The sequence below is a fragment of the Arthrobacter sp. Ld5 genome (assembly GCF_051172775.1).
Taxonomy (GTDB): domain Bacteria; phylum Actinomycetota; class Actinomycetes; order Actinomycetales; family Micrococcaceae; genus Arthrobacter_D.
The window spans coordinates 145,619-170,900 of sequence record NZ_JBPKBO010000014.1 but is presented as its reverse complement, the minus strand read 5'-3'; the positions used below and the strand labels follow the sequence as shown (position 1 = coordinate 170,900).

Genomic DNA, 25,282 nt, shown 5'->3' with positions numbered 1-25,282 from the left:
TCGACGAGAGAAGGAAAGCAATGGAAGCCAAGGCTATTGCGCGGCACATCCGCGTAACGCCCATGAAGGCCCGGCGCGTCGTCAACCTTGTTCGTGGGAAGCAGGCGAGCGAGGCCCTGGCCATTCTGAAGTTTGCCCCACAGGTTGCTTCGGAGCCGGTATTCAAGGTGGTCCAGTCAGCGATGGCCAACGCACGGGTCCTCGCGGACCGTGACGGCGTCGCCTTCGACGAGGACAACCTCATCATCAGCGAAGCATTCGTCGATGAAGGCCCCACGATGAAGCGGTTCCGTCCGCGTGCCCAGGGCCGCGCGTTCCGCATCAACAAGCGGACCAGCCACATCACGGTTGTCGTCGCTACCCCTGAGAAAGTGGAGGTCCGCTAAGTGGGACAGAAAGTAAACCCGCACGGGTTCCGACTCGGTATCACCACCGACCACCGGTCACACTGGTTCGCGGACAGCAACAAGCCCGGCCAGCGCTACCGTGACTTCGTCCGCGAAGACATCAAGATCCGCCAGCTGATGTCGACCGGCATGGACCGCGCCGGCATCGCCAAGGTCGAGATCGAGCGCACCCGGGACCGCGTCCGCGTGGACATCCACACGGCACGCCCCGGCATCGTCATCGGTCGTCGTGGAGCAGAAGCAGACCGCATCCGCGGCGAGCTCGAGAAGCTCACGGGCAAGCAGGTGCAGCTCAACATCCTCGAGGTCAAGAACCCCGAGATCGAGGCACAGCTGGTCGCTCAGGGCATCGCGGAGCAGCTCTCCTCCCGCGTGGCGTTCCGCCGCGCGATGAAGAAGGCCATGCAGTCCGCGCAGCGTGCCGGCGCCAAGGGCATCCGTGTCCAGTGCTCCGGTCGCCTGGGTGGCGCCGAGATGAGCCGCTCGGAGTTCTACCGCGAGGGACGCGTTCCCCTGCACACGCTCCGCGCCAACATCGATTACGGCTTCTTCGAAGCGAAGACCACCTTCGGCCGCATCGGCGTGAAGGTCTGGATCTACAAGGGTGACGTCACGGCGAAGGAACTCGCAGCCCAGGCTGCAGCAGCTCCCTCCCGCGGCCGTGGTGGAGACCGTCCGGGCCGTGGCCCCGCCGGCGCCGACCGCGGAGGCGACCGTCGTCGTCGTTCGCCTGAGCGCTCCGAGGGCCAGGGTGCGTCAGCACCCGCCGAGACCGCCGCAGCCCCCGCTGCGTCTGAAGGAGGACAGGCCTAAATGCTTATCCCACGTCGAGTCAGGTTCCGTAAGCAGCACCACCCGGGTCGCTCGGGCGCTGCCACGGGCGGCACCGAGGTCAGCTTCGGCGAGTGGGGTATCCAGGCTCTGAGCCCGGCATACGTCACCAACCGGCAGATCGAGTCCGCTCGTATCGCCATGACCCGCCACATCAAGCGTGGCGGCAAGGTCTGGATCAACATCTATCCGGACCGCCCGTTGACCAAGAAGCCCGCCGAGACCCGCATGGGTTCCGGTAAGGGTTCGCCCGAGTGGTGGGTGGCCAACGTCAAGCCGGGACGGGTTCTCTTCGAACTGTCCGGCGTTTCCGAAGAGGTAGCCCGCGAAGCCCTGCGCCTCGCGATCCACAAGCTGCCGTTGAAGGCACGCATCGTGCGTCGTGAGGGTGGTGAATAGTTATGGCTCTGGGTTCAAAGGAACTGGCAACAGACCAGCTGGACGGCTTCGATAAGGACCGTCTGGTGGAAGAACTGCGCAAGGCCAAGGAGGAGCTGTTCAACCTCCGTTTCCAGTCGGCCACCGGCCAGCTCGAAAGCCACGGTCGCCTTCGTTCGGTCAAGCGCGACATCGCACGCATCTACACGGTGCTGCGTGAGCGTGAACTGGGAATCCGTCCCGAGGTCGTCGCTCCCGTCGAGGAAGCGAAGCCCGCAAAGGCGGACAAGCCCAAGAAAGCCAAGAAGGCCTCCGCGAAGGACGCACCTTCCGCGGACACCGAGGCTTCTGAGGAGGACGCCAAATGAGTGAGCAGCAGAGCGAAACGACCGTAGGAACCGAGAAGGCCGTCCACGACGCGAACTCGCGCGGCTACCGCAAGGTACGCCGTGGCTACGTCGTCTCGGACAAGATGGAGAAGACCATCGTCGTCGAGGTCGAGGACCGCGTGAAGCACGCCCTGTACGGCAAGGTGCTTCGCCGCAGCTCCAAGGTCAAGGCGCACGACGAGGAGAACAGCGCCGGCATCGGCGACATGGTCCTCATCAGCGAGACCCGCCCGCTGTCCGCCACCAAGCGGTGGCGCCTGGTGGAGATCGTCGAGAAGGCCAAGTAACACCCGCCGTACGGCGGGGCCGGCCCGCCCGGCCCCGCCCTGGATGCCCCGGACGCGATTTCGCGTCCGGGGCATCTTCGCGATACGATGAGAATCTTGTCTGTCTGGTGGGCTGGCGCATGCCCTCACGAGGTCTCCTCACGGGATTACCCCCGGGGGTTGCCTTCACACCGGGCAAATAGGCAAAAGCCCGATAATCTTGTTCGCCACGATCCGCCATGCTGAAGCTGTGCATGGGAGCGCGCCCCCGGGCGCGCGTGGCGAGTACCAGTATTACGGGGCCCACCCATATCCGTTCCGCAAGGCTCGATGAGAGAACCGGCGCGACGACAGGAGTAATCAGTGATTCAGCAGGAATCGCGGCTAAAGATCGCCGACAACACGGGGGCCAAGGAAATCTTGACCATCCGCGTTCTCGGTGGGTCCGGGCGCCGCTACGCAGGCATCGGCGACGTCATCGTCGCCACCGTGAAGGACGCCATCCCCGGCGGCAACGTCAAGAAGGGCGACGTCGTCAAGGCGGTCATCGTCCGCACGAAGAAGGAACGCCGCCGCGCGGACGGGTCCTACATCAAGTTCGATGAGAACGCAGCAGTGATCCTGAAGAACGACGGCGACCCTCGCGGCACCCGTATCTTCGGCCCTGTCGGTCGCGAGCTCCGCGACAAGCGTTTCATGAAGATCATCTCGCTGGCGCCGGAGGTGCTGTAGTCCATGGCACAGAAGACAAAGCTCAAGATCAAGAAGGGTGACCTCGTCCAGGTCATCACCGGGGGCAAGCAGGAGCGCGGCGGAGACCGCGGCAAGCAGGGCAAGGTCCTCAAGGTGTTCCCCGAGACCAACCGCGTCCTCGTGGAAGGCGTCAACCGGATCACCAAGCACACCAAGGTCGGACAGTCGCAGCGCGGCACCACGACCGGTGGCATCGAAGTCGTCGAGGCACCCGTGCACATCAGCAACGTGGCCGTCGTCGATCCCGAGACCAAGAAGCCGACCCGCGTCGGATACCGCACCGAGACCGTCGAGCGCGACGGCCGCGAGCGCGTCGTCCGCATCCGCGTCGCCAAGTCATCAGGGAAGGATCTGTAATGACTGTCGAATCCACAGAAGCCAGGGTTCTTCCCCGCCTGAAGGCGCGCTACGCGTCCGAGATCAAGGGCGCCCTGCAGGAACAGTTCAACTACGCGAACGTCAACCAGGTCCCGCGCCTGGTGAAGGTCGTCGTGAACATGGGTGTCGGTGACGCCGCCAAGGACTCCAAGCTGATCGACGGGGCCGTCAAGGACCTCACCGCGATCACGGGCCAGAAGCCCCAGGTCACCAAGGCCCGCAAGTCCATCGCGCAGTTCAAGCTCCGCGAGGGAATGCCCATCGGCGCCCACGCCACCCTGCGTGGCGACCGCATGTGGGAATTCACGGACCGCCTGGTGTCCCTCGCCCTGCCCCGTATCCGCGACTTCCGCGGCCTCAACGGCAAGCAGTTCGACGGCAACGGCAACTACACCTTCGGTCTCACGGAGCAGTCCATGTTCCACGAGATCGACCAGGACCGGATCGACCGTGTCCGCGGTATGGACATCACCGTCGTCACCACTGCCAAGACCGACGCCGAGGGCCGCGCGCTCCTCAAGGCGCTTGGCTTCCCGTTCAAATCCGAAGATTAATCTAACTACGTTGCAGGTCCGCTCCAGCCGGCACCCCGTGTGCCGACCGGAGACCGGAAACCGTTTCGAGGAAGGGCAAGAGCCCACATGACAATGACAGATCCTGTCGCAGACATGCTCACGCGTCTGCGCAACGCCAACTCGGCTTACCACGATTCCGTGTCCATGCCGTACAGCAAGTTGAAGGCCCGCGTCGCGGACATCCTGAAGGCCGAGGGCTACATCGCCGGCTGGAAGGAAGAGGAAGCGGAGGTCGGCAAGAAGCTGACCATCGACCTCAAGTTCGGACCGGACCGCCAGCGTTCCATCGCCGGCATCCGCCGTATCTCCAAGCCGGGCCTGCGCGTGTACGCGAAGTCCACGAACCTGCCCCACGTGCTTGGCGGCCTCGGTATCGCCATCCTGTCCACGTCCTCCGGTCTGCTCACGGACCGCCAGGCATCCAAGAAGGGTGTAGGTGGGGAAGTCCTCGCCTACGTCTGGTAACGGGAAAGGGAAAGAAACATGTCACGTATTGGACGTCTCCCCATCACCGTTCCCGCGGGTGTCGAGATCAAGGTCACCGGTCAGGAAGTCTCCGTGAAGGGCCCGAAGGGCGAGCTGGCCCACACGGTCCCCAGCCCCATCGAGGTCTCCCTCTCCGAGGGCACGCTCACGGTCACTCGACCCAACGACGAGCGCGAGTCGCGCTCGCTGCACGGCCTGACCCGCACCCTCGTCTCCAACATGATCGTCGGAGTCACCGAGGGCTACAAGAAGAACCTCGAGATCGTGGGCACGGGTTACCGTGTCCAGGCCAAGGGCAGCGACCTGGAGTTCGCTCTGGGCTACAGCCACCCGGTGGCCGTCAAGGCTCCCGAGGGCATCACGCTCACCGTCGACAGCCCCACCAAGCTCTCGGTCGCAGGCATCAACAAGCAGCAGGTCGGCGAGGTCGCTGCAACCATCCGCAAGCTGCGCAAGCCCGACCCGTACAAGGGCAAGGGCATCCGCTACGCAGGCGAGATCATCCGCCGCAAGGTCGGAAAGGCTGGTAAGTAACCATGGGTCTGAGCATCAACAAGAAGCGCAGCTCGAAGAGCAAGGCCGCCTCCCGCGGACGCCGGCACCTCCGTGTACGCAAGCGCGTCTCGGGTACCGCCGTCCGTCCCCGCCTGGTCGTCAACCGTTCGGCCCGCCACGTATTCGTGCAGGTCGTCGACGACACCAAGGGCGTGACCGTCGCCTCGGCCTCCACCCTCGAAGCGGACCTCCGTGCATTCGACGGTGACAAGACCGCCAAGGCGAAGCGCGTCGGCGAGCTCGTGGCACAGCGTGCCAAGGCCGTCGGCGTCGAGGCAGTCGTGTTCGACCGCGGTGGCAACAAGTACCACGGTCGCGTTGCAGCAATCGCAGACGGCGCACGTGAAGGTGGGCTGGCACTGTGACCGAGGAGAACAAGGCAAAGGAAGCCCCATTGAATACGGCTACAGAGCAGCCCGCGGCCGAAGCTCCGGCCACAGGCGCAACGGAGACCGCGTCGGCTGACGCGAACCGTGGCAACGCCCGCGGTGGCGAGCGTGGCGGCAACGCCCGCGGTGGCGAGCGCGGCGGCAGCGCCCGCGGCGGCGAGCGTGGCGGCCGTGGCGGTCGCGACGGCGGTCGCAACGACGACAAGGACAAGTTCATCGAACGCGTCGTCACCATCAACCGTGTCGCGAAGGTCGTCAAGGGCGGCCGGCGCTTCAGCTTCACCGCCCTCGTGGTGGTCGGAGACGGCAACGGCATGGTCGGCGTCGGCTACGGAAAGGCGAAGGAAGTTCCTTCGGCGATCCAGAAGGCCGTCGAGGAAGCCAAGAAGACGATGTTCCGCGTTCCGCGCATCGGCGGCACCGTCCCGCACCTGGTGCAGGGTGAGGCAGCCGCAGGCGTCGTCCTGCTCCGTCCCGCCTCCCCGGGTACCGGCGTCATCGCCGGCGGTCCGGTGCGTGCGGTCCTGGAGTGCGTCGGCATCCACGACGTCCTCTCCAAGTCGCTCGGTTCCGCGAACGCCATCAACATCGTTCACGCGACCGTTGACGCGCTGAAGCGCCTCGAGGAGCCCCAGGCAGTCGCGGCCCGCCGTGGCCTGCCCCTCGACGAGGTCGCATCCCACCAGATGCTGCGCGCAATCGCAGCTCAGAAGGCAGGTGCGTGATGACCGCGATCACCCCGAAGAAGGTGCCCGTGAGCTCCGCGAAGCTCTCGATCACCCAGATCAAGTCCGCCATCGGCGGCAAGCAGAACCAGCGCGACACGCTGCGGTCGCTCGGTCTGAAGCGGATCGGCCACACCGTGGTCCGTGAAGCCGACGCCGTCACCGTCGGCATGATCAACACGGTTCCGCACCTCTTGAAGGTTGAGGAGGCCAACTAATGGCAGAGAAGAACAGCACGGCTCCGGCCGAGGCAAAGGCAGAGCGCGTGCATGCGTTGAAGGTGCACCACCTGCGTCCCGCACCCGGGGCCAAGACGGCGAAGACCCGTGTCGGCCGTGGTGAGGGTTCGAAGGGCAAGACCGCGGGCCGTGGTACCAAGGGCACCGCAGCGCGCTACCAGGTGAAGGCAGGATTTGCCGGCGGCCAGCTGCCGCTGCACATGCGCCTTCCCAAGCTGCGCGGCTTCAAGAACCCGTTCCGCGTCGAGTTCCAGGTCGTGAACCTGGACAAGCTGTCCGAGCTCTACCCCGACGGCGGCGACGTCACGGTGGAGAGCCTGGTGGCCAACGGTGCCGTCCGCAAGAACCAGCCCGTGAAGGTGCTGGGGACCGGCGAGATCACCGTTGCCGTGAACGTCTCGGCCGACGCCTTCTCCGCCTCCGCTGCGGAGAAGATCGCCGCAGCAGGCGGATCCGTCACCGAACTGTAGGTCGTCCGCCGACCCGCTCCCGGTACCGCCGGGGGAGGGTCGGCTGTGATCCACGGCATCAAGGAACTAGACTTCTGGTGGGCAGGGCTGAATCAGCCCACCAGGAGTCTTTTTTCGGCTTACGCCACCCACCATCGGCGGGAAGTCCCGCATCCATGACCAACCGTTAGACTCGGTTGTTGTGTACGGTCCGCGCCAGGACCAACAGACCTTCAGGAGGACGCTTGCTAAGCGCTATTGGCCGGGCATTCCGGACGCCAGACTTGCGGCGCAAGCTGTTGTTCACGCTGGGAATCATCACCATCTTCCGCCTCGGGGCGTTCATCCCCGCACCAGGCGTCGACTACGGCAACGTCCAGGAGTGCCTGGCCCTCGGTAACACCGAGGGGGGTCTGTACCAGTTCGTCAACCTCTTCAGCGGTGGAGCGTTGCTCCAGGTCTCGATCTTCGCCCTGGGCATCATGCCCTACATCACCGCGAGCATCATCACCCAGCTCCTTCGGGTGGTCATTCCCCGCTTCCAGGAGCTGCACCAGGAAGGCGCGCAGGGGCAGTCCCAGCTGACCCAGTACACGCGCTACCTGACGATCGCGCTCGGTCTCCTCAACGCGACCACCCTCGTCTCGCTGGCCCGGTCGGGCGCGCTGCTCGGCAACTGCCCGGTGCCCATCATCCCGGACGACTCCCTCGTCACCATCCTGCTGCTCATCATCACGCTGACCGCGGGAACCGGCCTCATCATGTGGATGGGTGAGCTCATCACCGAGCGCGGTGTCGGCAACGGCATGTCCCTGCTGATCTTCACGGCGATCGCTGCCGGCTTCCCCACCTCGCTGGGCGAGATCTTCCGCACCCAGGGGGCCATGGTCTTCGCGTTCGTCCTGCTGATGGGCGTCGTCGTCGTCGCCCTCGTGATCTTCGTGGAGCAGTCGCAGCGCCGCATCCCGGTCCAGTACGCCAAGCGCATGGTCGGGCGCCGCACCCTCGGCGGCAGCAGCACCTACATCCCGATCAAGGTCAACATGGCCGGCGTCATCCCCGTGATCTTCGCGTCCTCGATGCTGTACCTGCCCAGCCTGATCGCTCAGTTCAACACGCCGCAGGACGGCACCGCCCCCGCCGGGTGGGTCAACTGGATCTCCACCTACCTGACCAGCGGCGACCACCCGCTGTACATGCTGATGTACTTCCTGCTGATCGTGTTCTTCACCTACTTCTACGTCGCCATCACCTTCAACCCGGACGAGGTGTCGGAGAACATGAAGAAGTACGGCGGCTTCATCCCGGGTATCCGGGCGGGTCGTCCGACGGCGGAGTACCTGCAGTACGTGCTCTCACGCATCACGCTGCCGGGCGCCATCTACCTCGGGCTCGTCGCCCTGATCCCGCTGATCGCCCTCGTGGCCATCGGCGCGAACCAGAACTTCCCGTTCGGGGGCACCTCGATCCTCATCATGGTGGGCGTGGGCCTCGAGACGGTGAAGCAGATCGACGCTCAGCTCCAGCAGCGTCACTACGAAGGGTTGTTGCGTTGACGAGAATGCTGATCATCGGTCCCCCCGGTTCCGGCAAGGGAACCCAGGCCGCCCGGATCTCCGAGCGTCTCGGGGTGGTGGCCATCTCGACCGGCGACATCTTCCGCGACAACGTGCGGCGTGAGACGCCGCTCGGGCTCGAGGCGAAGAAGTTCATGGACGCCGGCGACTTCGTCCCGGACAGCGTCACCAACAGCATGGTCCGGGACCGGCTCGCCGCCGACGACGTCCAGGAGGGGTTCCTCCTCGACGGCTACCCCCGCACCGCCTCCCAGGTCGCGGAACTGGACGACATCCTGCGCGAGCACGATCTCGCCCTCGACGTGGTCCTCCAGCTCACCGCCGACGACGAGGAGCTCGTGAAGCGGCTGCTCGGCCGGGCGAAGCTGGACGGGCGGTCGGACGACAACGAGCAGGTCATCCGCCACCGCCTCGGTCTGTACCACGACCAGACCGCGGTGGTCGTGGCACGGTACGACGAGCGCGGCATCGTCACCCGGGTGGACGGCATCGGGACCATCGACGAGGTCACCGAGCGCGTCATGACAGCCCTCAAAGTAGCAAGCTAGGACGTTCGCGATGTTCCGCCAGCCCAAGGTCGAATACAAGACCACCGAGCAGATGCTCGTCATGCGCGACGCCGGACAGGTGCTGGCGAAGGCGCTCGACCGCACGGTCGCCGCCGCCGCGGTCGGGGTGACGACCGCCGAACTGAACACGGTGTTCGAGGCGGTCCTCCGCGAGGAGGGCGCGACGTCGAACTTCCTCGGGTACCACGGCTTCCCCGCGAGCATCTGCACCTCGGTCAACGCCGAGGTGGTCCACGGCATCCCGGGTGATCACGTGCTGGAGGACGGGGACATCCTCTCCATCGACGGCGGGGCGGTCGTCCGTGGCTGGCACGCGGATTCCGCCCGCACTGTCATCGTCGGGACACCACGTCCGGAGGACGTGCGCCTCTCCGAGGTGACGGAGGAGGCGATGTGGCGGGGGATCGCCGCCCTGGCCTCGGCCCGCTTCGTCGGGGACATCGGCGCGGCGATCGACGACTACGTGACCTCGGTCCCCGGACCCGCACTCGGCATCCTCGAGGACTATGTGGGACACGGCATCGGCACGCAGATGCACCAGGCACCGGACGTCCTCAACTACCGCAGCGCCAACCGCGGCCCGAAGGTTCGCCCGGGGCTGTGCCTGGCGATCGAACCCATGCTCGTCCAGGGCGGCCTCGAGACCGCGGTGCTGGACGACGACTGGACGGTGGTCACGACCGACGGCAAGCGTGCCTCCCAGTGGGAGCACAGCGTCGCCGTCCACGACGGCGGCATCTGGGTCCTCACGGCAGCGGACGGCGGAGCGTCCCGGCTCGGGCCGCTCGGTGTGACGCCGGCGCCCCTGGGCGGATGACCGCGGGCCCTCCGCCCGGAACAGCACCGTCGGCACGACGGACAGCGAAGGTCCCCCACTCCCGGTGGGGGACCTTCGTCCGTTCCGCGCCGGATATGGTATCGGCCGATTTAACTATCGCGGGGCCGTAGCGTATCGTTGTCTGTTGGTTGTCTCTGCTTTCCATGCCCAATGGGCCGTGGAGACCTGCCCGCAGCGGAGCTCCGGCTCCCGCGGGGTCAGGCAATCAAAACCCCAAACCAGCCCGCCGTGCAAGTGGTGGGCACAGACGTTAGCGGAGGATATGGCCAAGAAAGACGGTGTCATTGAGATTGAAGGCACTGTGAACGAGGCGCTGCCCAACGCGATGTTCCGCGTTGAGTTGGCCAACGGTCACATTGTTCTCGCCCACATCTCGGGAAAGATGCGCCAGCACTACATTCGAATCCTTCCTGAGGACCGGGTAGTAGTGGAACTCAGCCCGTACGACCTCACCCGGGGCCGTATTGTCTACCGCTACAAATAAGAATCAACTCGAAGGAAAACCATGAAGGTCAACCCGAGCGTGAAGCGGATCTGCGAGAAGTGCCAGGTGGTTCGCCGCAAGGGCAACGTTCTCGTCATCTGCGAGAACCCGCGCCACAAGCAGCGCCAGGGCTGAGAACCTCTTCCGAGGCTTCTCCCCGCGCGTAGAAGTATATTCAACGGCAGAACGGCACCCCTGAAGGGGTGCACACCCCCGGCTCGGAGGCCGGGGACCGGAGCACCGACTCCGCGATCGTTCTGCTCCACACCTCCGGCAACACCAAAGGAGCACCGCCACCATGGCACGTCTCGCTGGCGTAGACATCCCCCGCGAAAAGCGGGTAGTCATTGCGCTTACCTATATCTACGGCGTGGGCAAGACCCGTGCAGAGAAGACGATCGTCGACACGGGGATCTCCCCGAACACGCGCGTCAAGGATCTCACCGACCTCGAGCTGGTCCAGCTCCGCGATTACATCGAAGGCAACTTCAAGGTAGAGGGCGACCTCCGTCGCGAGGTCGCAGCCGACATCCGCCGCAAGGTCGAGATCGGCAGCTACGAAGGCATTCGGCACCGCCGCGGCCTTCCCGTACGTGGACAGCGTACGAAGACGAACGCCCGTACCCGCAAGGGCCCGAAGCGTACGGTCGCAGGCAAGAAGAAGGTCGGACGCTAGTCCCTAATGGCACCCTAACCGGACTCGCTAGCGCTCGCCCGGCCAGGGAACCCGGCCATCAGGGGCCCATCCGCAGGTTGGTCGATCCAATCAGCGGTACAGCTCCGATCAGCTGATCACATGCTTTACCCAATACCTTCGTAGGAGAAGTAATGCCCCCCAAGACTCGTGGAGCGGTGCGTAAGCCGCGTCGCAAGGACAAGAAGAACATCACCCTCGGCCAGGCGCACATCAAGAGCACCTTCAACAACACCATCGTGTCCATCACGGACCCCAGCGGAGCAGTCATCTCCTGGGCCTCCGCCGGTGAGGTCGGATTCAAGGGATCACGCAAGTCCACGCCGTTCGCGGCGCAGATGGCCGCCGAAGCCGCGGCCAAGCGTGCACAGGAGCACGGCGTCAAGAAGGTCGACGTCTTCGTGAAGGGCCCGGGCTCGGGACGCGAGACTGCGATCCGCTCGCTGCAGGCCACCGGCCTCGAGGTCGGCTCCATCTCGGACGTCACCCCGAGCGCGCACAACGGCTGCCGTCCGCCCAAGCGCCGCCGCGTCTAATCAGCTTCCCGGTCACCGTGCCGCCTTGCAGGAACCCAGGTTCCGGCAGGGCGGTTCGGTGCCGTTCCAGTAGCTATCGAGCCGGCTGACCAGCAGTCCCGCCCATTTGGAAGCGTCATATAGCGGATGCTTCCCGAAAGGAAATGTAAGTGCTTATTGCACAGCGCCCCACCCTGACTGAAGAAGTAGTCGCCGACAACCGTTCGCGGTTCGTCATCGAGCCGCTCGAACCCGGCTTCGGCTACACGCTCGGCAACTCGCTCCGCCGCACGCTCCTGTCCTCGATCCCCGGTGCCGCCGTCACCAGCATCCGCATCGACGGCGTCCTGCACGAATTCACCACGGTCCCCGGGGTGAAGGAGGACGTCACCGAGATCATCCTGAACATCAAGAACCTCGCCGTCTCCTCGGAGCACGACGAGCCCGTCGTCGCCTACCTGCGCAAGCAGGGACCCGGCGTCGTCACCGCTGCCGACATCGCGCCCCCGGCCGGCGTCGAGTTCCACAACCCGGACCTCCACATCGCGACCCTCAACTCGAAGGGCAAGTTCGAGCTCGAACTGACCATCGAGCGCGGCCGCGGCTACGTCTCGGCGTCGCAGAACAAGGCCGGCGACTCGGAGATCGGCCGCATCCCGGTCGACTCCATCTACTCGCCGGTCCTCAAGGTGACCTTCCGCGTGGAGGCCACCCGTGTGGAGCAGCGCACCGACTTCGACAAGCTGATCGTCGACGTCGAGACGAAGGACGCCATCGCCCCGCGCGACGCCGTCGCCTCCGCCGGCACCACCCTGGTGGAACTGTTCGGCCTCGCCCGCGAGCTGAACACCGCGGCCGAGGGCATCGAGATCGGCCCGTCGCCGACGGACGCAGCGCTTGCTGCGGACATGGCGCTGCCGATCGAGGACCTCGAACTGACGGTCCGCTCGTACAACTGCCTCAAGCGCGAGGGCATCCACTCCGTGGGTGAACTCGTTGCACGCTCCGAGGCCGATCTCATGGACATCCGCAACTTCGGCGCGAAGTCCATCGACGAGGTCAAGGCGAAGCTCGTGGAGCTCGGTCTGTCCCTGAAGGATTCCCCTCCAGGCTTCGACCTTGCCGCCCGCGCCGCAGCCATCGAAGAGGACGACGCCCCCTTCGGCGACGAAGAGGTCTAACACGCTATCCGTCCGCCCCACCGCCCGCCCGGGCGGCGGGACGGACACCTAATGAGGAGAAAGAATCATGCCCACACCTACAAAGGGCCCACGCCTCGGTGGCGGTCCGGCGCACGAACGCCTGATGCTCGCCAACCTGGCCGCCTCACTGTTCGAGCACAAGCGGATCACCACCACGGTGACCAAGGCCAAGCGCCTTCGCCCCTACGCCGAGCGTCTCATCACGTTCGCGAAGAAGGGCGATCTCGCATCGCGTCGCCGCGTCCTCGGCGTCATCAGCAGCAAGAGCATCGTCCACGAGCTGTTCACGGACATCGCACCTGCCGTTGCGAACCGCGAGGGCGGCTACACCCGCATCACGAAGATCGGCAACCGCAAGGGCGACAACGCCCCCATGGCGGTCATCGAACTGGTGCTGGAGCCCCTGTCCGCCAAGCAGTCCGTGGTCGCCGAGGCCGAGCAGGCCAAGGCACCCGCCGCTGCAGCAGCGCCCGTCGAGTCCGCTGACTCCGTCGATTCCGTGGATTCGCCCGATTCGGTCGACTCACCCGAGTCCGTGGATTCGGCCGAATCAGCCGAGTCCGCAGCGTCCGCCGACGAGGTCGCCGCCGAGGACACCACGATCGATGCCGAAGCCGGCACCGACGAGGTCGTCGTCGTCGAGGGCGACGTGGAGGACGAGAAGAAGTAATTCTTCCCGCCCGACGCACGCCATGACCACGCACGAGCCCGCCGTCCCCTCGAGGGACGGCGGGCTCCTGCGTGTCCGGCTCGACCTGGCCTACGACGGCTCCCTGTTCTCCGGCTGGGCCCTCCAGCCGGGGCTGACGACCGTCCAGGGCGTGCTCGAGGACGCCCTCTTCACGCTCCTGCGCCGGCAGGCCCGCCTCACGGTGGGCGGGCGGACCGACGCCGGCGTCCATGCCCGCGGCCAGGTGGCGCACGTGGACCTCGCCCGGCACGAATGGGAGTCGATGGCTCGCGGCAGGGACATGGATCCCTCGGAGGCCTTCCTCCGGCGCCTCACCGGCACGGTCAACCGCGTGCTGACGGAGGGCATCACCGGGCGCGGCCGGTCGGTCCGGAACTCGGTGCCCGCCGTCGTCGTCCGGGCGGCGACCCCGGCGCCGGCGGGGTTCGACGCACGGTTCTCGGCGCTATGGCGCCGCTACAGCTACGCCATCGCGGACACGGCAACCGGGCAGGACCCGCTGGGCCGCCACACCACGCTCTGGTACCCCGGCTCCCTCGACGTCGCGCTGCTCAACGAGGGTGCCGCGCAGCTGCTGGGCATGCAGGACTTCGCCGCCTTCTGCAAGCCCCGCGAAGGCGCCACGACCATCCGCGAACTCCAGCGGTACGAGTTCGTGCGCGGGCAGGACGGCGTCATCGCGGCGACCGTGCAGGCGGACGCGTTCTGCCACAACATGGTGCGCGCGCTGATCGGTTCCACCCTGCGCGTCGGCTCCGGCGAGATGCCCCCGGTGTGGCTGGGGGAGCGGCTGGCGGCCCGGCTGAAGGACGCCCGGTCCATCCTGGCCGCGCCCCACCCGCTCGTGCTGGAGGAGATCGCCTATCCGGGCCACGACGAGCTCGGGGAACGGGCCGGGCTCACGCGCGCTCGGCGGAACGCCGGACACCTCGCCCGTCCCGGGGAGCCCGGGCCACCGGCCACCGGTGAGGACGGCCTGCGCGCTTAGGCCAGCAGGACGAAGCTCGCGAACGCGGCGAGCAGCATGCCGGGACCGAAGGGGAAGGTGGAGCCGCGCGAGCCGCGGCGGAACAGCAGCACCCCGACCCCGGCCAGGCCCCCGAGCAGGAACCCGCCGAGGAGCGTGCCGAGCCAGGCGGAAGCGCCCGCCCAGCCCCCGAAGAGACCGAGCACGGCGGCCAGCTTCACATCCCCCATCCCCATGCCCGCAGGGTTGATGAGCGCGAGGACGAAGTAGACGGCGAACAGTGCGGCCGCGCCCGCAGCGGCGCCGAGCAGCCCGGCCCATGATCCGCCCGCCCCGGCCGCCAGCAGGAGCAGGGGGATCGTCACTGCGGTGAAGCGCACGAGGACCGCGTTCGGCAGCAGCTTGGCGCGCGCATCGATGGCGCCGAGGAGGACGCCGAAGGCCGCGAGGCAACCCACGAGTGGCAGCGTCCACCCGTCGGCCGTGACGGAGCCTCCCGCACCCGCGAGGACACCCGCGAGCAGCGCGAGCGGCAGACGTGCGCGCTCCGGCAGCACGGTCCGCGGATCCCGGCCGGCAAGGGCGAACAGCGCGTACGACACCGCGGCGGCGGCCAGCGCCGTGATCAGGACGGCCACCACCTAGACGGAGTCCTCCAGGGTGTCCTGCGGCGACCGGCTGACGCCTCCGTCGACCGGCAGCGTCACCGTGAAGCGGCTCCCCTTGCCGGGCGAGCTGGTGCAGCTGATGGTGCCGCCGTGGCTCTCGACGATGGACTTGGTGATCGCCAGCCCCAGCCCGGCTCCGTCGATGTCCGCCCGGCGCGCTGAGGGCGTCCGGTAGAAGCGGGAGAAGACCTGGCGGGCCTCCTGCTCCGTCATGCCCATGCCGCGGTCGTCCACGTGGAGGTTGATCTCCGACTCGGTCTCCTCCGCGCGCACGATCACGAGGCCGCCCTCGGGGGAGTACTTGATGGCATTGGACAGCAGGTTGTCGAGCACCTGGGAGATCCGCAGCGGATCGATGAGCGTCCAGAGCGGACTCAGGGCGTCGGTCCGCAGCCGCACCCCGTTCTTCTGCGCGCGGAGGCGGTTGGACCGGACGCTCATCTCGATCACGGCCGCGAGGTCCACGGGCCGCGGATGCACCCTCACGCGGTCGCCCGCGGTGGAGAGCAGATCCGCGACGAGGTGGAGCACGCGTTCGGCGTTGCGGCCCGCGACGTCGACGTAGCCGGCGAGGTGCGCGGGCAGGCAGTGGTCGTCCTCGAGGACGAGTTCGAGGTAGCCGAGCACCGAGGTCAGCGGCGCGTGGAACTCGTGCGAGATGTTGGAGATGAAGATGTCCTTGGCGTTCACCGCCTCGACCAGTTCGGTGATGTCGCTGCAGGCGACGAGGGCGCCGGTGATGCCGCCGTCGGCGTTCTTGATGGGGCGCGCCGCGGTCGAGAGGGCGCGCTGTGCGTCGCCGTCGCCGACCCACACCAGTTCGTCCGCGAAGGTCTCGCCCGTGAGGGCCCGGTGCACGGGCCGCCGGTCCGGAGGCAGTGGCGTGACGCGGTCCGGGCCGAAGAAGAGGGTGTCCGGCCCTTCGCCGTCGTGGCCGGCCGCGAGGCGGTTGAACAGCTCCTGCTGCCGGTTCGTCAGGGTGGTGTTGCCATACGCATCGACGGCGGTGAGGCCGACGTCGACCGTGTTGAGGATCGCGGTCAGCACCCGCTCGCGGTCGATGGCAGCCTTCAGGAGGTCCTTGAGCTCGCTGTCCTTGCGGGCAATCTCCGCATCCCTGGCTTCGGCACCGGCGCTCAGGAAGTGGATGGTGACGCCGATGCACAGCATCACGAGGGGCAGCAGCAGGGCACCCGCGTACGTGGCCAGCCGGCTCGGATCGAAGGACCCGAGGAGGGGCCACGCGGTGATGAGCAGCGAACCGGCCACCGTGCAGGCGAGGGCCGCCCAGATGGGCAGGGAGGACCGCATGAGCCAGAGGACGGGGAAGAGGGCGAGGACGCCGAGCCCCGGCTGGATGTCCGTGCCGCCCGTCCGAAGCAGGGCGATCGCGACGAAGTCGAGGAGCGGGATGGCGAGCACGACGTCGCGGGGCAGTTCGTTCCAAGGGACGACGACGCAGAGTGCGAGCAGCACGAGGATCAGCCAGAAGCCCAGTTCGTACGTCGGGTTGGACATCAGCCCGGGGCGCAGGACCGGTGCGGTGACGGACAGGACGACGACGATCAGCGTGAGGGGGACCTGGCAGAGGATACCTTCGCGGCCGATGGTCATTCTCGACGCCGCGGCGTGCGGCCAGGACGCGCTGGACCCCCTAGCCATGCACGTTCCTTGGGGCGTGAGAACTCCACATACTGAATGTCTTTCCGACGCTGAGACCTACGTACTGCCTTCATTATGTCGCTCTCCCCGCGTTTTGCACGCCTATCCGACGCATTTTCTGCAGACGAACGGCAGAATGGTTGCCAGGACGAATTGACCCGGCGTGACCGCTGGTCGGATGGGGGTTGGACGGAATGAGCGATCCGGGAGTGGCCGTCGTCATCGAGGACGACGCCGATGTGCGGAATCTGGTCGGGGCGGTGCTGCGGCAGTCGGGCTTCGACGTCAAGGTGGCGCCGAGCGGCAAGGACGGCGTCGAACTGGTGCGAGCGCACGACGCCGCCGTGGTGACGCTCGATGTCGGGCTGCCCGACATCGACGGGTACGAGGTGCTGCGGCGCATCCGCGGCTTCAGCAACTGCTACGTGGTGATGCTGACCTCGCGGGGCGACGAGCTGGACACCCTGACGGCGCTGCAGTCGGGCGCCGACGACTACCTGACGAAGCCGTTCCGGCCCAGGGAGCTGCGCGCGCGCATCGCGGCGATGCTGCGGCGGCCGCGGGCGGTCCCGGAGGAGGCGGCCGCGGTTCCCGGACCGACGGCAGCGCCCGCCGCGCCGGCCGCGGCCGAGGCCTCGCCGGTGGTGGAACACAACGGGCTGGCCCTGAACGCGTCCGCCCGGACCGTCGTGGTCGACGGACGCGACCTCCCGCTGACGCGCAGCGAGTTCGACCTCCTCAACGAGATGTTGAGGAGTAGTGGCGCGGTGAGGACGAAGGCGGATCTGGTGCGGGTCGTCCGGGGGGACTACTACGGCGAGGACACCTACATCAGCGATTCCGACGAGCGGGCGATCGAGGTGCACATCGGCAACCTCCGGCGGAAGCTCGACGAGGATCCGAAGAACCCGCGCTGGCTGCAGACCGTGCGCGGCGTCGGCTACCGGCTGACCCCGGTGCGCGCCTGACCCACCGCATTCTCAGACGGAGTCGAGATACCGGGCTTCGAGTTCCTCGATCGTCGCGAACCCGCACTGCTCGATGTCCGGCAGTGAGCGGCGTGCGGCGTCGAGGTCCGCCGCGGTGACGGCCGCCTCGAAGGACGAGGCGAGGGCCGCAAGGCGTTCGGCACCGACCATGATCGACGAACTGCGGAGGCTCAGCGCGGCCTCGACGGCGGCGGGCAGGTCCTCGTCGGCGACGGAGCGCGCGAGCCGGAGGTGGCGGTCACCGAAGCCCGCGATGAAGTCGCGGGCGAAGGCCCGGGCAGGCCCGGGGTCGTTCAGTTGCCGCTCGAGGTCGGCGAGGACCGTGAGGTCCACGAGCGGCGGGATGTCCGGGAAGGCGTTCGGGGGCACCCCTCAAGCCTACGGCGGGGTCCTCACGATCAGCCGGGAGCCGTCGGCGGACAGCGGAGCCCCGGGCGTCACGGCCCGGCGAACGTGTCCATGACGTTGAGCGCGGCCGGACCGAGGATCACGATGAACAGCACCGGGAAGATGAACAGCAGGAGCGGGAAGAGCACCGCGACGGGGAGCTTCATCGCCTTCTCCTCCGCCCGCTGGCGCCGCTTGACGCGCATGACCTTGGCCTGGGTCCGCAGGACACCCGACAGGGCGATGCCGTAGGCGTCCGCCTGGACGATGGCCTTCACGAAGCTGCGCAGCTCCGGGATGCTGCTCCGGTCCGCCATGGCGAGGTACGCCTCCCGCCGGCTGCGCCCCACCTGCATGTCCTGGAGCGTCCGCACGAGCTCGTCCGCGAGCGGCCCCTTGCCTGTCTCGCCCGCGCGCTGCATGGCGCTCTCGAACCCCAGGCCGGCCTCCACGGAGATCAGCATCTGGTCCAGGGTGTTGGCCAGTTCCAGGGCCATGGCCTTCTGGCGTTCCTGCCCCTTGCTGTAGAGGAGCAGATCGGGAACGAAGTAGCCGAGGAGCGTGACGAAGAGCGAGAGCAGCACGAAGACCCTGCTGGGGTTCGACTGCAGGAGCAGCAGGCCGGCCAGTCCACCGGCGAGACCGAGCAGGGGCTTGGCGGTCAGGACCTTGGCCAGCGGCATCGAGGCAGGCCGGCCGGCGAGGGCCAGCAGGTGGTCCAGCTTCACGACGTAGGCCTGCGGGGTGAGGCGGCGGCCGAGCCGCAGCAGGGGATTCGGCCGGTCCGCCGCGGCGGCGACCCCGGCCATGCCCTGGGTGAGGTTCCGCTGCACGGTCCGGTGCATCCGGGCGTCCGAGGTGAGCAGGGACCAGGTGAAGTAGCCGATGGGCGCCGAGGTGAGCAGGAGCGAGGCGAGCAGGGTGGGGTCCATGACGGTGTCCTCAGAATTTCAGGTCGATGAGCTTGCGCAGCCAGAGCCCGCCGATGGCCATCATGACCGCGGCGGCTCCGAGCATCACCCAGCCCAGCGGCTTGGTGAACAGCGGGTCGACGTAGCCCGGGCTGACCACGGTGAGGATCAGCGCGATGCCGAAGGGCAGTGCGGCGAGGATGTAGGCGGAGAACTTGCCCTCCGCGGCGAGGGCCCTGATGTGGCCCTTGATCTCCGTGCGCTCGCGGATCGTGTGCCCGACCTGGTCGAGCACGTCCGCGAGGTCCCCGCCGACCTCGCGGTTGATCTGGATGGCCTGCGCGATCCAGGCGAAGTCCTCGTTCCGCATGCGGTGCGAGGCGTCCATGAGCGCGGCGAGGAGATCCTTGCCGAGGCTCGTCTCGGCGACGATCCGGCGCATCTCCTCCGACGTCGGGCTGTCCGCCTCCGTGGCCGCGGCGTCGATCGCGCGCAGGATGCTGTGCCCTGCCCGCAGGCCGCCGGTGAGCAGCTGCAGCGTGTCACCGAGTTGGGTGTCGAAGCGGCTGCGCCGGCGTCCGGTCCGGAAGGAAACCACCAGGTGCGCGACGGCGGGGGAAAGCAGGAACAGGAGGATGCCGACGACGGGCGCGAGCAGCACCCAGCCCAGCAGGAGCCCGGTGATGCCGCCGAGGACCACGAGCAGGTAGACCTCGGCCTGACTGATCCGGATGCCCGCCGTCTCGAGGGTGCCCTGGTCGAGGAAGCGCATCGGGTGCCGGCGCAGGTACCCGTCCATGGCGCGGCCCGCTGCCCCCGCGAAGCGGGAGAGCTGCGAGGTCTGCTGCTGGACGGGCGGCCGGCGACGGTCCAGCGGGACCGGGGACTGGGCCGGCCGGAGCGCCACGAGCACCAGGACGATCGCGCCGATCACCAGGGCGGCACCGCCGACGAGGAGGAGGGCCATGCGCCTACCGCCCGCGGGCCGGAACGGACCCGAAGACGGAGGGCGAGACGGTGATCCCCATGTCCTCGAAGCGCTCCATGAAGCGCGGGCGGATACCGGTGGGCACGGGGCGTCCGAGGAAGCGGCCCTTCTGGTCCACGCCGGCCGAGTAGTCGAAGACGAAGGCGTCCTGCAGCGTGACGACGTCGCCCTCCATGCCCTGCACCTCGGTGACGTGCGTGATGCGCCGGCTGCCGTCGCGGAGGCGCGAGATCTGCACCACGAGGTTGACCGCGGACGCCAGCTGTTCGCGGATGGCCCGCAGTGGCAGGTCCATGCCGGCCATGAGCACGAGGGTCTCCAGGCGTGCCACGGCGTCCCTCGGCGAGTTGGCGTGGACCGTGGACAGCGAGCCGTCGTGGCCGGTGTTCATGGCCTGCAGCATGTCGAGGGACTCGCCTCCTCGCACCTCGCCGATCACGATGCGGTCGGGCCGCATGCGGAGGGAGTTGCGGACGAGGTCGCGGATGCTCACGGCGCCCTTGCCCTCGGTGTTCGGCGGACGGCTCTCCAGACGGACCACGTGCTGCTGCTGGATCTGGAGTTCGACGGCGTCCTCGATGGTGACGATGCGGTCGTCCTCGGGGAGGAACGAGGACAGCACGTTGAGCAGGGTGGTCTTCCCGGTGCCCGTACCGCCCGAGACGATGATGTTGAGCTTTGCCTTCACACAGGCGTCGAGCAGCTCGGCCATCTCGGGGGTCAGCGTCCCGAAGTCGATGAGGTTCTGCACCGTCAGGGGGATCTTGCTGAACTTGCGGATGGTCAGCGACGAGCCGTTGACCGCGAGCGGCGGGATCACGGCGTTGACGCGGGAGCCGTCCTCGAGGCGGGCGTCGACGAAGGGGGAGGACTCGTCGATGCGGCGACCCACCTTGGAGACGATGCGCTCGATGACGCGCCGTAGGTGCTCCTCCGAGCTGAACCGGGATTCGCTGAGCGTCAGTTTGCCCTGCTGCTCCACGTAGATCTGGTCCATCCGGTTGACCATGATCTCCGTGACCGAGGCGTCGTCGAGGAGCCTCTGGAGGGGGCCGAACCCGAGGACGTCGTCGGCCACGTCCTGGATGAGGCGTCGCCGCTCGTCGGGGCTGAGCGGCACCTGCTCGGCGTCGATGATCTGGCTCAGTTCCTCGCGCGCGACGACCTTCAGGTCCTCCTCGGTGATGGAGGTGTCGCTCGCGCGGGTGCCCATGCGCTCGAACAGGGCTTCGGCGGCGCGCTGCTTGAGGCCCGCGAAGACGTCCACCTTCGCGCTGCCCGGCTTCTCGGGTGCGTCGCGGACGATCGCGGGGGCGAGGGTCGCCGGGCGCTGTACCGGCGCGGCGTCGCCGGACGCCAATTCGACGACGGGGGCCGGAGCGGGGGAGAGGCCCGCGGCCTGGATGCGGGCGGAGAGCGTCATCGGACGACCACGCGCCGGTGGAGCTTCCGCTGGGACTTCGCGCGCCACTCGTGGTCGAACCGCTGCACGAGTTCGGTGAGGCTCTTCGTCGCAGGATCGCGGACCTTGTCCTGGAGCAGCGGGACGCCGCGGTTGGTCGCGAGGGTGATGGCCCGCGAGCGGGGGATGGACACGTCGACGGGCGCGTTGAGGGTCGCCTCGATGTCCTCCACGGAGAGGCCCGTCTTCGTGTCGGCGAAGTTGAGGACCACGTGGCGGGTCTCGGGCATGAGGTTGAGCTGCTGCAGCACGTCGAGGCCGGTGCGCAGGCCCCGGACGCTCGGTACGTCCATGCCGGTCACCCAGACGGCGTCGGTGCATTGCTCGAGGGCGGCGAGGCTCGGCTCGGTGAGGCCGGGGCCGGTGTCGACGACGACGTACCGGAACTCCAGCGCCAGCTGCTGGATGAGGCGGGTCACCTGGGCCGAGGAGATGCGGTCGGCGTCGGCGGGATTCCGGGGGCCGCAGAGGGCGTAGATGCCCGACGGGTGCGGGGTCAGGAAGGCCTTGAGCACCATCGAGTCCTGGGTGGCGGCACCCGTGACGGCGTCCAGCACCGAGTACTCGGGATTCAGGTAGAGGCCGGTGCCCACGTCGCCGAACTGGAGGTCGAGGTCCACGATCACCACGCCCATCGGCGCCAGTCTGCCCAGGCCGACGGCCAGGTTGGTGGCGACCGTCGTCTTGCCGACGCCGCCCTTCGGGGAGAACACGCCGACGACGAGGCCGCTCTGCTGCTCGCGGGGCGGATGCGCGCCGGAACGCTGGCGCGTCGCGAAGGCCTGGCAGGCCCGCTCGAGCTGCGCTCGGATGCTCGGGACGTCCGCCAGCGGGGAGAGGATATCGCGGACGCCGGCCCGCATGGCCTGCAGGGCGATGTCCGGGTGGTCGTCGTGGACGAGCACGACGCTGATCTCCGGGAAGGTCACGTCCACCACCAGGGCGAGGCGCAGCGCTTCCTCGATGGCGATGCCCGGGCCGAAGACCAGGACCTCGGGCCGTTCCAGACCCAGCTGGTCGAGGACGGACGCCGGGTCCCCGGTCAGGACGCTCGCAGGCAGGCTCTTCACATGGCCCTGAAGCCCGCCGGCGACGGCGAGGCGGAGCTTCTGCTCGAACTCCGAACTGGGGGTGATCAGGACGAATCTGCTCATCGGTACAGTTCCTTGTTCTGGATGACGGGGGAGTCTCCCTCGACCGTCGCGGCGGTTTCCTTGCTCAGCCACAGGGAGGCGTTCTGGTTGGCGTGGACGATCTTCGTCGCCTGGGCGGTGTCGACAGCGATGGTCAGCATGAGGGAGCCGCTTGGCAGTGCCTCGGCTTCCGCGCGCGCCTGGGCCTCAGGGTCGGCAGCGGGGTCGACGGCGACGGCGGTGGGGGCGCGCTGCACGGAGGTCACGAGGATCTTGTGGAGGGCGAGTTTCGTCGTCGGGACGTCCGGCTCCTCCTCGATCCCGCCCGACTCCAGCGAGATGAAGACGCCCACGGTGTCACCCGGGGCGATCTTGCCGCCGACGGCGCGGTCGGGCTCGATTGTGAAGGACACCTCCTGCAGGCCCTCGGGTACGTCGACGCTGCCGGTCACTGCGGCGTCGTCCGGTTCGACGAGGCGTTCTGCGAGCAGCTGCTCGCCGGGCATGAGCTCGACCGCGGTGATCTTGCCGCCCGACGCTTCGAGGTCCTTGAGCGCGGTCGCCCCTACGGCGGTGGCCGGGAGGGCCTTGGTGGTGAGGAAGGGCTGGAGCTCCTCGGCCGGGGTGCCTGCAGGGATCGCGGTGGCCACCACCAGGACATCCACGGGGTCGAGGCCCTCGACGGCGCGTGCTTCCGCGCCCTGGGCGTAGCCGAACAGCATCAGCGCTCCGACGAGCGCGAGGACGACGGCGGCGACGCCGGCGAGGAGACGGGATTTCATGGTGAGACCGATCTGTGGTGTTACTGCGTGAGTTGGACGACGTTTGCGCCGTAGATCATGGGACCGCCCAGTTCGACAGCTTCATCGAGCGATACGTAGCGTACGAAGCGACCGATGAATCCGCGGTCGCTGTTGTTGTACCCATTGGTCGTGAAGTGGCTGCGAGCATCGGCGAGCATGTACTCATATCCCTGGAAGTTCCAGCCGCGGACGTCGATGGCCGCGAATGCGACAATGCGGAACTTGCCGCCGCTGCCGGTACCGGCGGTGTCGTCGAAGACCGGGAAGAGCTGTACGAGTCGCTCCCCGGCGGCAAGCTTCGCCTTCCATTCATTGAGGCGCGGTCCACAACCGTCCTTGAGGTTGTCGCCGCTGTCCGATGCGACCCAGGGGCTGCTCAGTGAGACGGTGGCCTGGCAGGATCCCGAGATGTCCTGGACGAGCCAGCCGAAACCACCCGGAATCTCGTGGCCGGACGACGTGCCGTGGCAGTTATCGCCGGTGTCGTTGAGCCCGTGAGACCGAAGGAACTGCAAGGCTCCGTCTGCGGTCCTTGTGGAATCGATCTCGCACTTCGAGAAGGCGATGGCAAACGGTGCTTCGACCTTCGACGGGCCGCCCCACGCTGCCGACGCACTCGCGGTGACGTCCGTCGATGCAACGCCGAGAACATTTGCGAAAACGAGGGAGACATGGTTGGCGCCGGTGCCGGCTTCCCGCGCCCCGGTGGTGACGGTGACGCGACCGGCGGTCTTCTGAAGGTTCGTGCTGACGATACGGGTCTTCGCGTCGAGAGCGTTCGAGTTCGCAAGGTCCTGCGCTTCCACAGACGAGGACGCGCAGTTCGTTGCATCATTCAGGTCCTTCGCGCAGCGCTGGGCAATGCCCAACGCAGCCGCGTCGGCGCCGTTCTGCAGCTGTGCTTTCTCGGAGACGAGCATGCCGACGTCGATGGCGAGAGCCGCGAAGCCCAGGAGGACCACCATGAGGAGGGCGACGAGGACGCTGACCGCGCCTCGTTCGTTCGCGGCGCCAGCCGACCTCAACCTCCGCACAGCATGACCCCTCTGCCCTTCATGGCGAAGGGGCCGGCGATGCCCGTGAGGGTACTCAGCGAGTAGGTGATGGTCACAGTGGCAGTGCTTCCCGCGGGACAGCGGTTCCCGGAGGTTGCTCCCGGAACCGAGATGGTGACATCAGAGGGCGATAAGGCGGGACGCAGCGCTCCTGCAGCATTGACGGCGGAGCTTTTCGACCGCGGTTCATCCTTCGAGATAGCAATCACCCGGACGCTTTCTCGAGCCGCATTGGTCAGCGTCACCTGAGTGTTGAATGCTCTGCCGAACTCCATGATCCCAAACAAAAGCAAAATGAGAATTGGCAGGACCAAGGCCATCTCGACTGCTGCTGCGCCGTTTTCCTTTTTCATATCTTGGCCTCCAACAACTCCGGCTGACGTGGTCTGACGTCAGCCGGAGACGGATGATGCTGCACGCGATAAGTGGTGCGATCAGACGGAGCAGCCGCCCAATGCGTTATCAACATTGGCCGCCGTGAAGGTACCACCCTTGATCGCGCAATTAGCTTGCTTGAGGGAGGTGTCGAGCCCGCCACCGAGCAGGGTGACTGCCGCGATGATGACGACGGCGATGAGCGCGACCATGATGCCGTACTCGACGGCGGTGGCGCCGTCTTCCTTGCGGACCAGACGGGGGAGGAGATGCATACGGGTGTTGGACACGAGGAACATGAGGGACTCCTGGGACGGTTCGAAGTGGCTGACCCGACGTCAGCGCTGCCAGAAAGCTAGCAACACGAACCCGTCAGAAACCGGGTTTGCCCTGATCCTGACCGAACGCTGACGAACCTGCACCGGCTCTGCACGCGCACTGCGCAGAACCTGCGCCCGCCCTGCCCCGGTCGCCCATTGCCCCTGCGGAAGC

General features: G+C 67.4%; 36 protein-coding genes. 25 read left to right on the top strand and 11 right to left on the bottom strand.

The window, feature by feature from the left end:
• The first annotated feature begins 20 nt into the window (after positions 1–20).
• The 24 genes from rplV (at position 21) to ACSGDB_RS05035 (ending at position 14,378) form a co-directional block, all read left to right on the top strand.
• Positions 21–386 (top strand): 50S ribosomal protein L22, encoded by a 366-nt coding sequence (gene rplV / locus ACSGDB_RS05150; protein ID WP_104121366.1) that lies wholly within the window; start codon positions 21–23, stop codon positions 384–386.
• Positions 387–1,220 carry a 30S ribosomal protein S3 gene (gene rpsC / locus ACSGDB_RS05145; RefSeq protein ID WP_434993367.1) on the top strand — a complete coding sequence of 278 codons (834 nt, stop codon included), beginning with the start codon at positions 387–389 and terminating at the stop codon, positions 1,218–1,220.
• Entirely contained in the window at positions 1,221–1,637 is a 417-nt protein-coding gene (gene rplP, locus ACSGDB_RS05140) for a 50S ribosomal protein L16 (RefSeq protein ID WP_043440626.1), read from the top strand.
• A 2-nt stretch (positions 1,638–1,639) separates the two neighbouring features.
• Entirely contained in the window at positions 1,640–1,984 is a 345-nt protein-coding gene (rpmC, locus tag ACSGDB_RS05135; RefSeq protein WP_199278708.1) for a 50S ribosomal protein L29, read from the top strand.
• Complete coding sequence (gene rpsQ / locus ACSGDB_RS05130) at positions 1,981–2,292, top strand: 30S ribosomal protein S17 (RefSeq protein ID WP_434993366.1); 312 nt, start codon at positions 1,981–1,983, stop codon at positions 2,290–2,292. The genes rpmC and rpsQ overlap by 4 nt, the downstream gene beginning before the upstream one ends.
• Positions 2,293–2,634: 342 nt before the next feature.
• A complete protein-coding gene (gene rplN / locus ACSGDB_RS05125) occupies positions 2,635–3,003 on the top strand; it encodes a 50S ribosomal protein L14 (RefSeq protein ID WP_026549116.1) in 369 nt (122 codons plus the stop codon).
• Positions 3,004–3,006: 3 nt separating this feature from the next.
• Entirely contained in the window at positions 3,007–3,381 is a 375-nt protein-coding gene (rplX, locus tag ACSGDB_RS05120) for a 50S ribosomal protein L24 (RefSeq protein WP_434993365.1), read from the top strand.
• Positions 3,381–3,956, top strand: coding sequence for a 50S ribosomal protein L5 (gene rplE / locus ACSGDB_RS05115; RefSeq protein ID WP_434993364.1), 576 nt, complete (start codon positions 3,381–3,383; stop codon positions 3,954–3,956). The genes rplX and rplE overlap by 1 nt, the downstream gene beginning before the upstream one ends.
• Positions 3,957–4,043: 87 nt before the next feature.
• Positions 4,044–4,442, top strand: a complete 399-nt coding sequence (rpsH, locus tag ACSGDB_RS05110; protein WP_043440638.1) for a 30S ribosomal protein S8 — start codon at positions 4,044–4,046, stop codon at positions 4,440–4,442.
• Positions 4,443–4,460: 18 nt separating this feature from the next.
• A complete protein-coding gene (gene rplF / locus ACSGDB_RS05105) occupies positions 4,461–4,997 on the top strand; it encodes a 50S ribosomal protein L6 (protein WP_434993363.1) in 537 nt (178 codons plus the stop codon).
• Between the two features lie 2 nt (positions 4,998–4,999).
• Positions 5,000–5,383 carry a 50S ribosomal protein L18 gene (gene rplR, locus ACSGDB_RS05100; protein WP_434993361.1) on the top strand — a complete coding sequence of 128 codons (384 nt, stop codon included), beginning with the start codon at positions 5,000–5,002 and terminating at the stop codon, positions 5,381–5,383.
• Between the two features lie 29 nt (positions 5,384–5,412).
• Positions 5,413–6,132, top strand: a complete 720-nt coding sequence (gene rpsE, locus ACSGDB_RS05095; RefSeq protein ID WP_434993562.1) for a 30S ribosomal protein S5 — start codon at positions 5,413–5,415, stop codon at positions 6,130–6,132.
• A complete protein-coding gene (rpmD, locus tag ACSGDB_RS05090) occupies positions 6,132–6,350 on the top strand; it encodes a 50S ribosomal protein L30 (protein ID WP_104166365.1) in 219 nt (72 codons plus the stop codon). Before rpsE ends, rpmD begins: the two co-directional genes overlap by 1 nt.
• Positions 6,350–6,841, top strand: coding sequence for a 50S ribosomal protein L15 (gene rplO / locus ACSGDB_RS05085; protein ID WP_434993360.1), 492 nt, complete (start codon positions 6,350–6,352; stop codon positions 6,839–6,841). Before rpmD ends, rplO begins: the two co-directional genes overlap by 1 nt.
• A gap of 224 nt (positions 6,842–7,065) precedes the next feature.
• Positions 7,066–8,376, top strand: a complete 1,311-nt coding sequence (gene secY / locus ACSGDB_RS05080) for a preprotein translocase subunit SecY (protein WP_434993359.1) — start codon at positions 7,066–7,068, stop codon at positions 8,374–8,376.
• Positions 8,377–8,381: 5 nt separating this feature from the next.
• The gene (locus tag ACSGDB_RS05075; RefSeq protein ID WP_434993560.1) at positions 8,382–8,945 is read left to right on the top strand and encodes an adenylate kinase; all 564 of its coding nucleotides are present in this window, start codon (positions 8,382–8,384) and stop codon (positions 8,943–8,945) included.
• Positions 8,946–8,955: 10 nt separating this feature from the next.
• A complete protein-coding gene (gene map, locus ACSGDB_RS05070; RefSeq protein ID WP_434993358.1) occupies positions 8,956–9,783 on the top strand; it encodes a type I methionyl aminopeptidase in 828 nt (275 codons plus the stop codon).
• A 283-nt stretch (positions 9,784–10,066) separates the two neighbouring features.
• A complete protein-coding gene (gene infA, locus ACSGDB_RS05065; protein WP_019481515.1) occupies positions 10,067–10,288 on the top strand; it encodes a translation initiation factor IF-1 in 222 nt (73 codons plus the stop codon).
• 21 nt (positions 10,289–10,309) lie between these two features.
• The gene (gene rpmJ / locus ACSGDB_RS05060) at positions 10,310–10,423 is read left to right on the top strand and encodes a 50S ribosomal protein L36 (RefSeq protein ID WP_043440658.1); all 114 of its coding nucleotides are present in this window, start codon (positions 10,310–10,312) and stop codon (positions 10,421–10,423) included.
• A gap of 163 nt (positions 10,424–10,586) precedes the next feature.
• Positions 10,587–10,964, top strand: coding sequence for a 30S ribosomal protein S13 (gene rpsM / locus ACSGDB_RS05055; protein ID WP_434993357.1), 378 nt, complete (start codon positions 10,587–10,589; stop codon positions 10,962–10,964).
• Between the two features lie 152 nt (positions 10,965–11,116).
• Positions 11,117–11,518: a 30S ribosomal protein S11 gene (gene rpsK, locus ACSGDB_RS05050; protein ID WP_043440662.1), complete on the top strand. Its 402-nt coding sequence runs from the start codon at positions 11,117–11,119 to the stop codon at positions 11,516–11,518.
• A 149-nt stretch (positions 11,519–11,667) separates the two neighbouring features.
• A complete protein-coding gene (locus ACSGDB_RS05045; protein ID WP_434993356.1) occupies positions 11,668–12,678 on the top strand; it encodes a DNA-directed RNA polymerase subunit alpha in 1,011 nt (336 codons plus the stop codon).
• 67 nt (positions 12,679–12,745) lie between these two features.
• Positions 12,746–13,369 (top strand): 50S ribosomal protein L17, encoded by a 624-nt coding sequence (gene rplQ / locus ACSGDB_RS05040; RefSeq protein ID WP_434993354.1) that lies wholly within the window; start codon positions 12,746–12,748, stop codon positions 13,367–13,369.
• A 22-nt stretch (positions 13,370–13,391) separates the two neighbouring features.
• Positions 13,392–14,378, top strand: coding sequence for a tRNA pseudouridine synthase A (locus ACSGDB_RS05035; protein ID WP_434993352.1), 987 nt, complete (start codon positions 13,392–13,394; stop codon positions 14,376–14,378).
• Here ACSGDB_RS05035 and ACSGDB_RS05030 read toward each other — a convergent pair.
• Together ACSGDB_RS05030 and ACSGDB_RS05025 are read right to left on the bottom strand one after the other, a co-directional pair.
• Positions 14,375–14,998: a prepilin peptidase gene (locus ACSGDB_RS05030; protein ID WP_434993351.1), complete on the bottom strand. Its 624-nt coding sequence runs from the start codon at positions 14,996–14,998 to the stop codon at positions 14,375–14,377. The two genes, ACSGDB_RS05035 and ACSGDB_RS05030, sit on opposite strands and share 4 nt — an antisense overlap.
• Entirely contained in the window at positions 14,999–16,687 is a 1,689-nt protein-coding gene (locus tag ACSGDB_RS05025) for a sensor histidine kinase (protein ID WP_434993350.1), read from the bottom strand. It lies immediately after the preceding gene.
• 194 nt (positions 16,688–16,881) lie between these two features.
• On the opposite strand from ACSGDB_RS05025, the gene ACSGDB_RS05020 reads away from it, so the two are divergent.
• On the top strand, positions 16,882–17,655 hold the full coding sequence (locus ACSGDB_RS05020; protein WP_434993349.1) for a response regulator transcription factor: 774 nt from the start codon (positions 16,882–16,884) through the stop codon (positions 17,653–17,655).
• Between the two features lie 12 nt (positions 17,656–17,667).
• Here the strand turns inward: ACSGDB_RS05020 and ACSGDB_RS05015 are convergent, their stop codons facing one another.
• The 9 genes from ACSGDB_RS05015 to ACSGDB_RS04975 form a co-directional block, all read right to left on the bottom strand.
• Positions 17,668–18,045, bottom strand: coding sequence for an Hpt domain-containing protein (locus tag ACSGDB_RS05015; RefSeq protein ID WP_434993347.1), 378 nt, complete (start codon positions 18,043–18,045; stop codon positions 17,668–17,670).
• Between the two features lie 68 nt (positions 18,046–18,113).
• Complete coding sequence (locus ACSGDB_RS05010) at positions 18,114–18,995, bottom strand: type II secretion system F family protein (RefSeq protein ID WP_434993345.1); 882 nt, start codon at positions 18,993–18,995, stop codon at positions 18,114–18,116.
• Positions 18,996–19,005: 10 nt separating this feature from the next.
• Positions 19,006–19,941, bottom strand: coding sequence for a type II secretion system F family protein (locus ACSGDB_RS05005; protein ID WP_434993344.1), 936 nt, complete (start codon positions 19,939–19,941; stop codon positions 19,006–19,008).
• 4 nt (positions 19,942–19,945) lie between these two features.
• Complete coding sequence (locus ACSGDB_RS05000; RefSeq protein ID WP_434993343.1) at positions 19,946–21,385, bottom strand: CpaF family protein; 1,440 nt, start codon at positions 21,383–21,385, stop codon at positions 19,946–19,948.
• On the bottom strand, positions 21,382–22,578 hold the full coding sequence (locus tag ACSGDB_RS04995; RefSeq protein ID WP_434993342.1) for an AAA family ATPase: 1,197 nt from the start codon (positions 22,576–22,578) through the stop codon (positions 21,382–21,384). The genes ACSGDB_RS05000 and ACSGDB_RS04995 overlap by 4 nt, the downstream gene beginning before the upstream one ends.
• A complete protein-coding gene (gene cpaB, locus ACSGDB_RS04990) occupies positions 22,575–23,339 on the bottom strand; it encodes a Flp pilus assembly protein CpaB (RefSeq protein ID WP_434993341.1) in 765 nt (254 codons plus the stop codon). Before cpaB ends, ACSGDB_RS04995 begins: the two co-directional genes overlap by 4 nt.
• Positions 23,340–23,359: 20 nt before the next feature.
• The gene (locus ACSGDB_RS04985; protein WP_434993340.1) at positions 23,360–24,394 is read right to left on the bottom strand and encodes a pilus assembly protein TadG-related protein; all 1,035 of its coding nucleotides are present in this window, start codon (positions 24,392–24,394) and stop codon (positions 23,360–23,362) included.
• Positions 24,382–24,768, bottom strand: a complete 387-nt coding sequence (locus tag ACSGDB_RS04980) for a TadE family protein (RefSeq protein WP_434993339.1) — start codon at positions 24,766–24,768, stop codon at positions 24,382–24,384. The genes ACSGDB_RS04985 and ACSGDB_RS04980 overlap by 13 nt, the downstream gene beginning before the upstream one ends.
• An 81-nt stretch (positions 24,769–24,849) precedes the next feature.
• On the bottom strand, positions 24,850–25,089 hold the full coding sequence (locus ACSGDB_RS04975) for a Flp family type IVb pilin (protein ID WP_434993338.1): 240 nt from the start codon (positions 25,087–25,089) through the stop codon (positions 24,850–24,852).
• Positions 25,090–25,282: the final 193 nt, after the last annotated feature.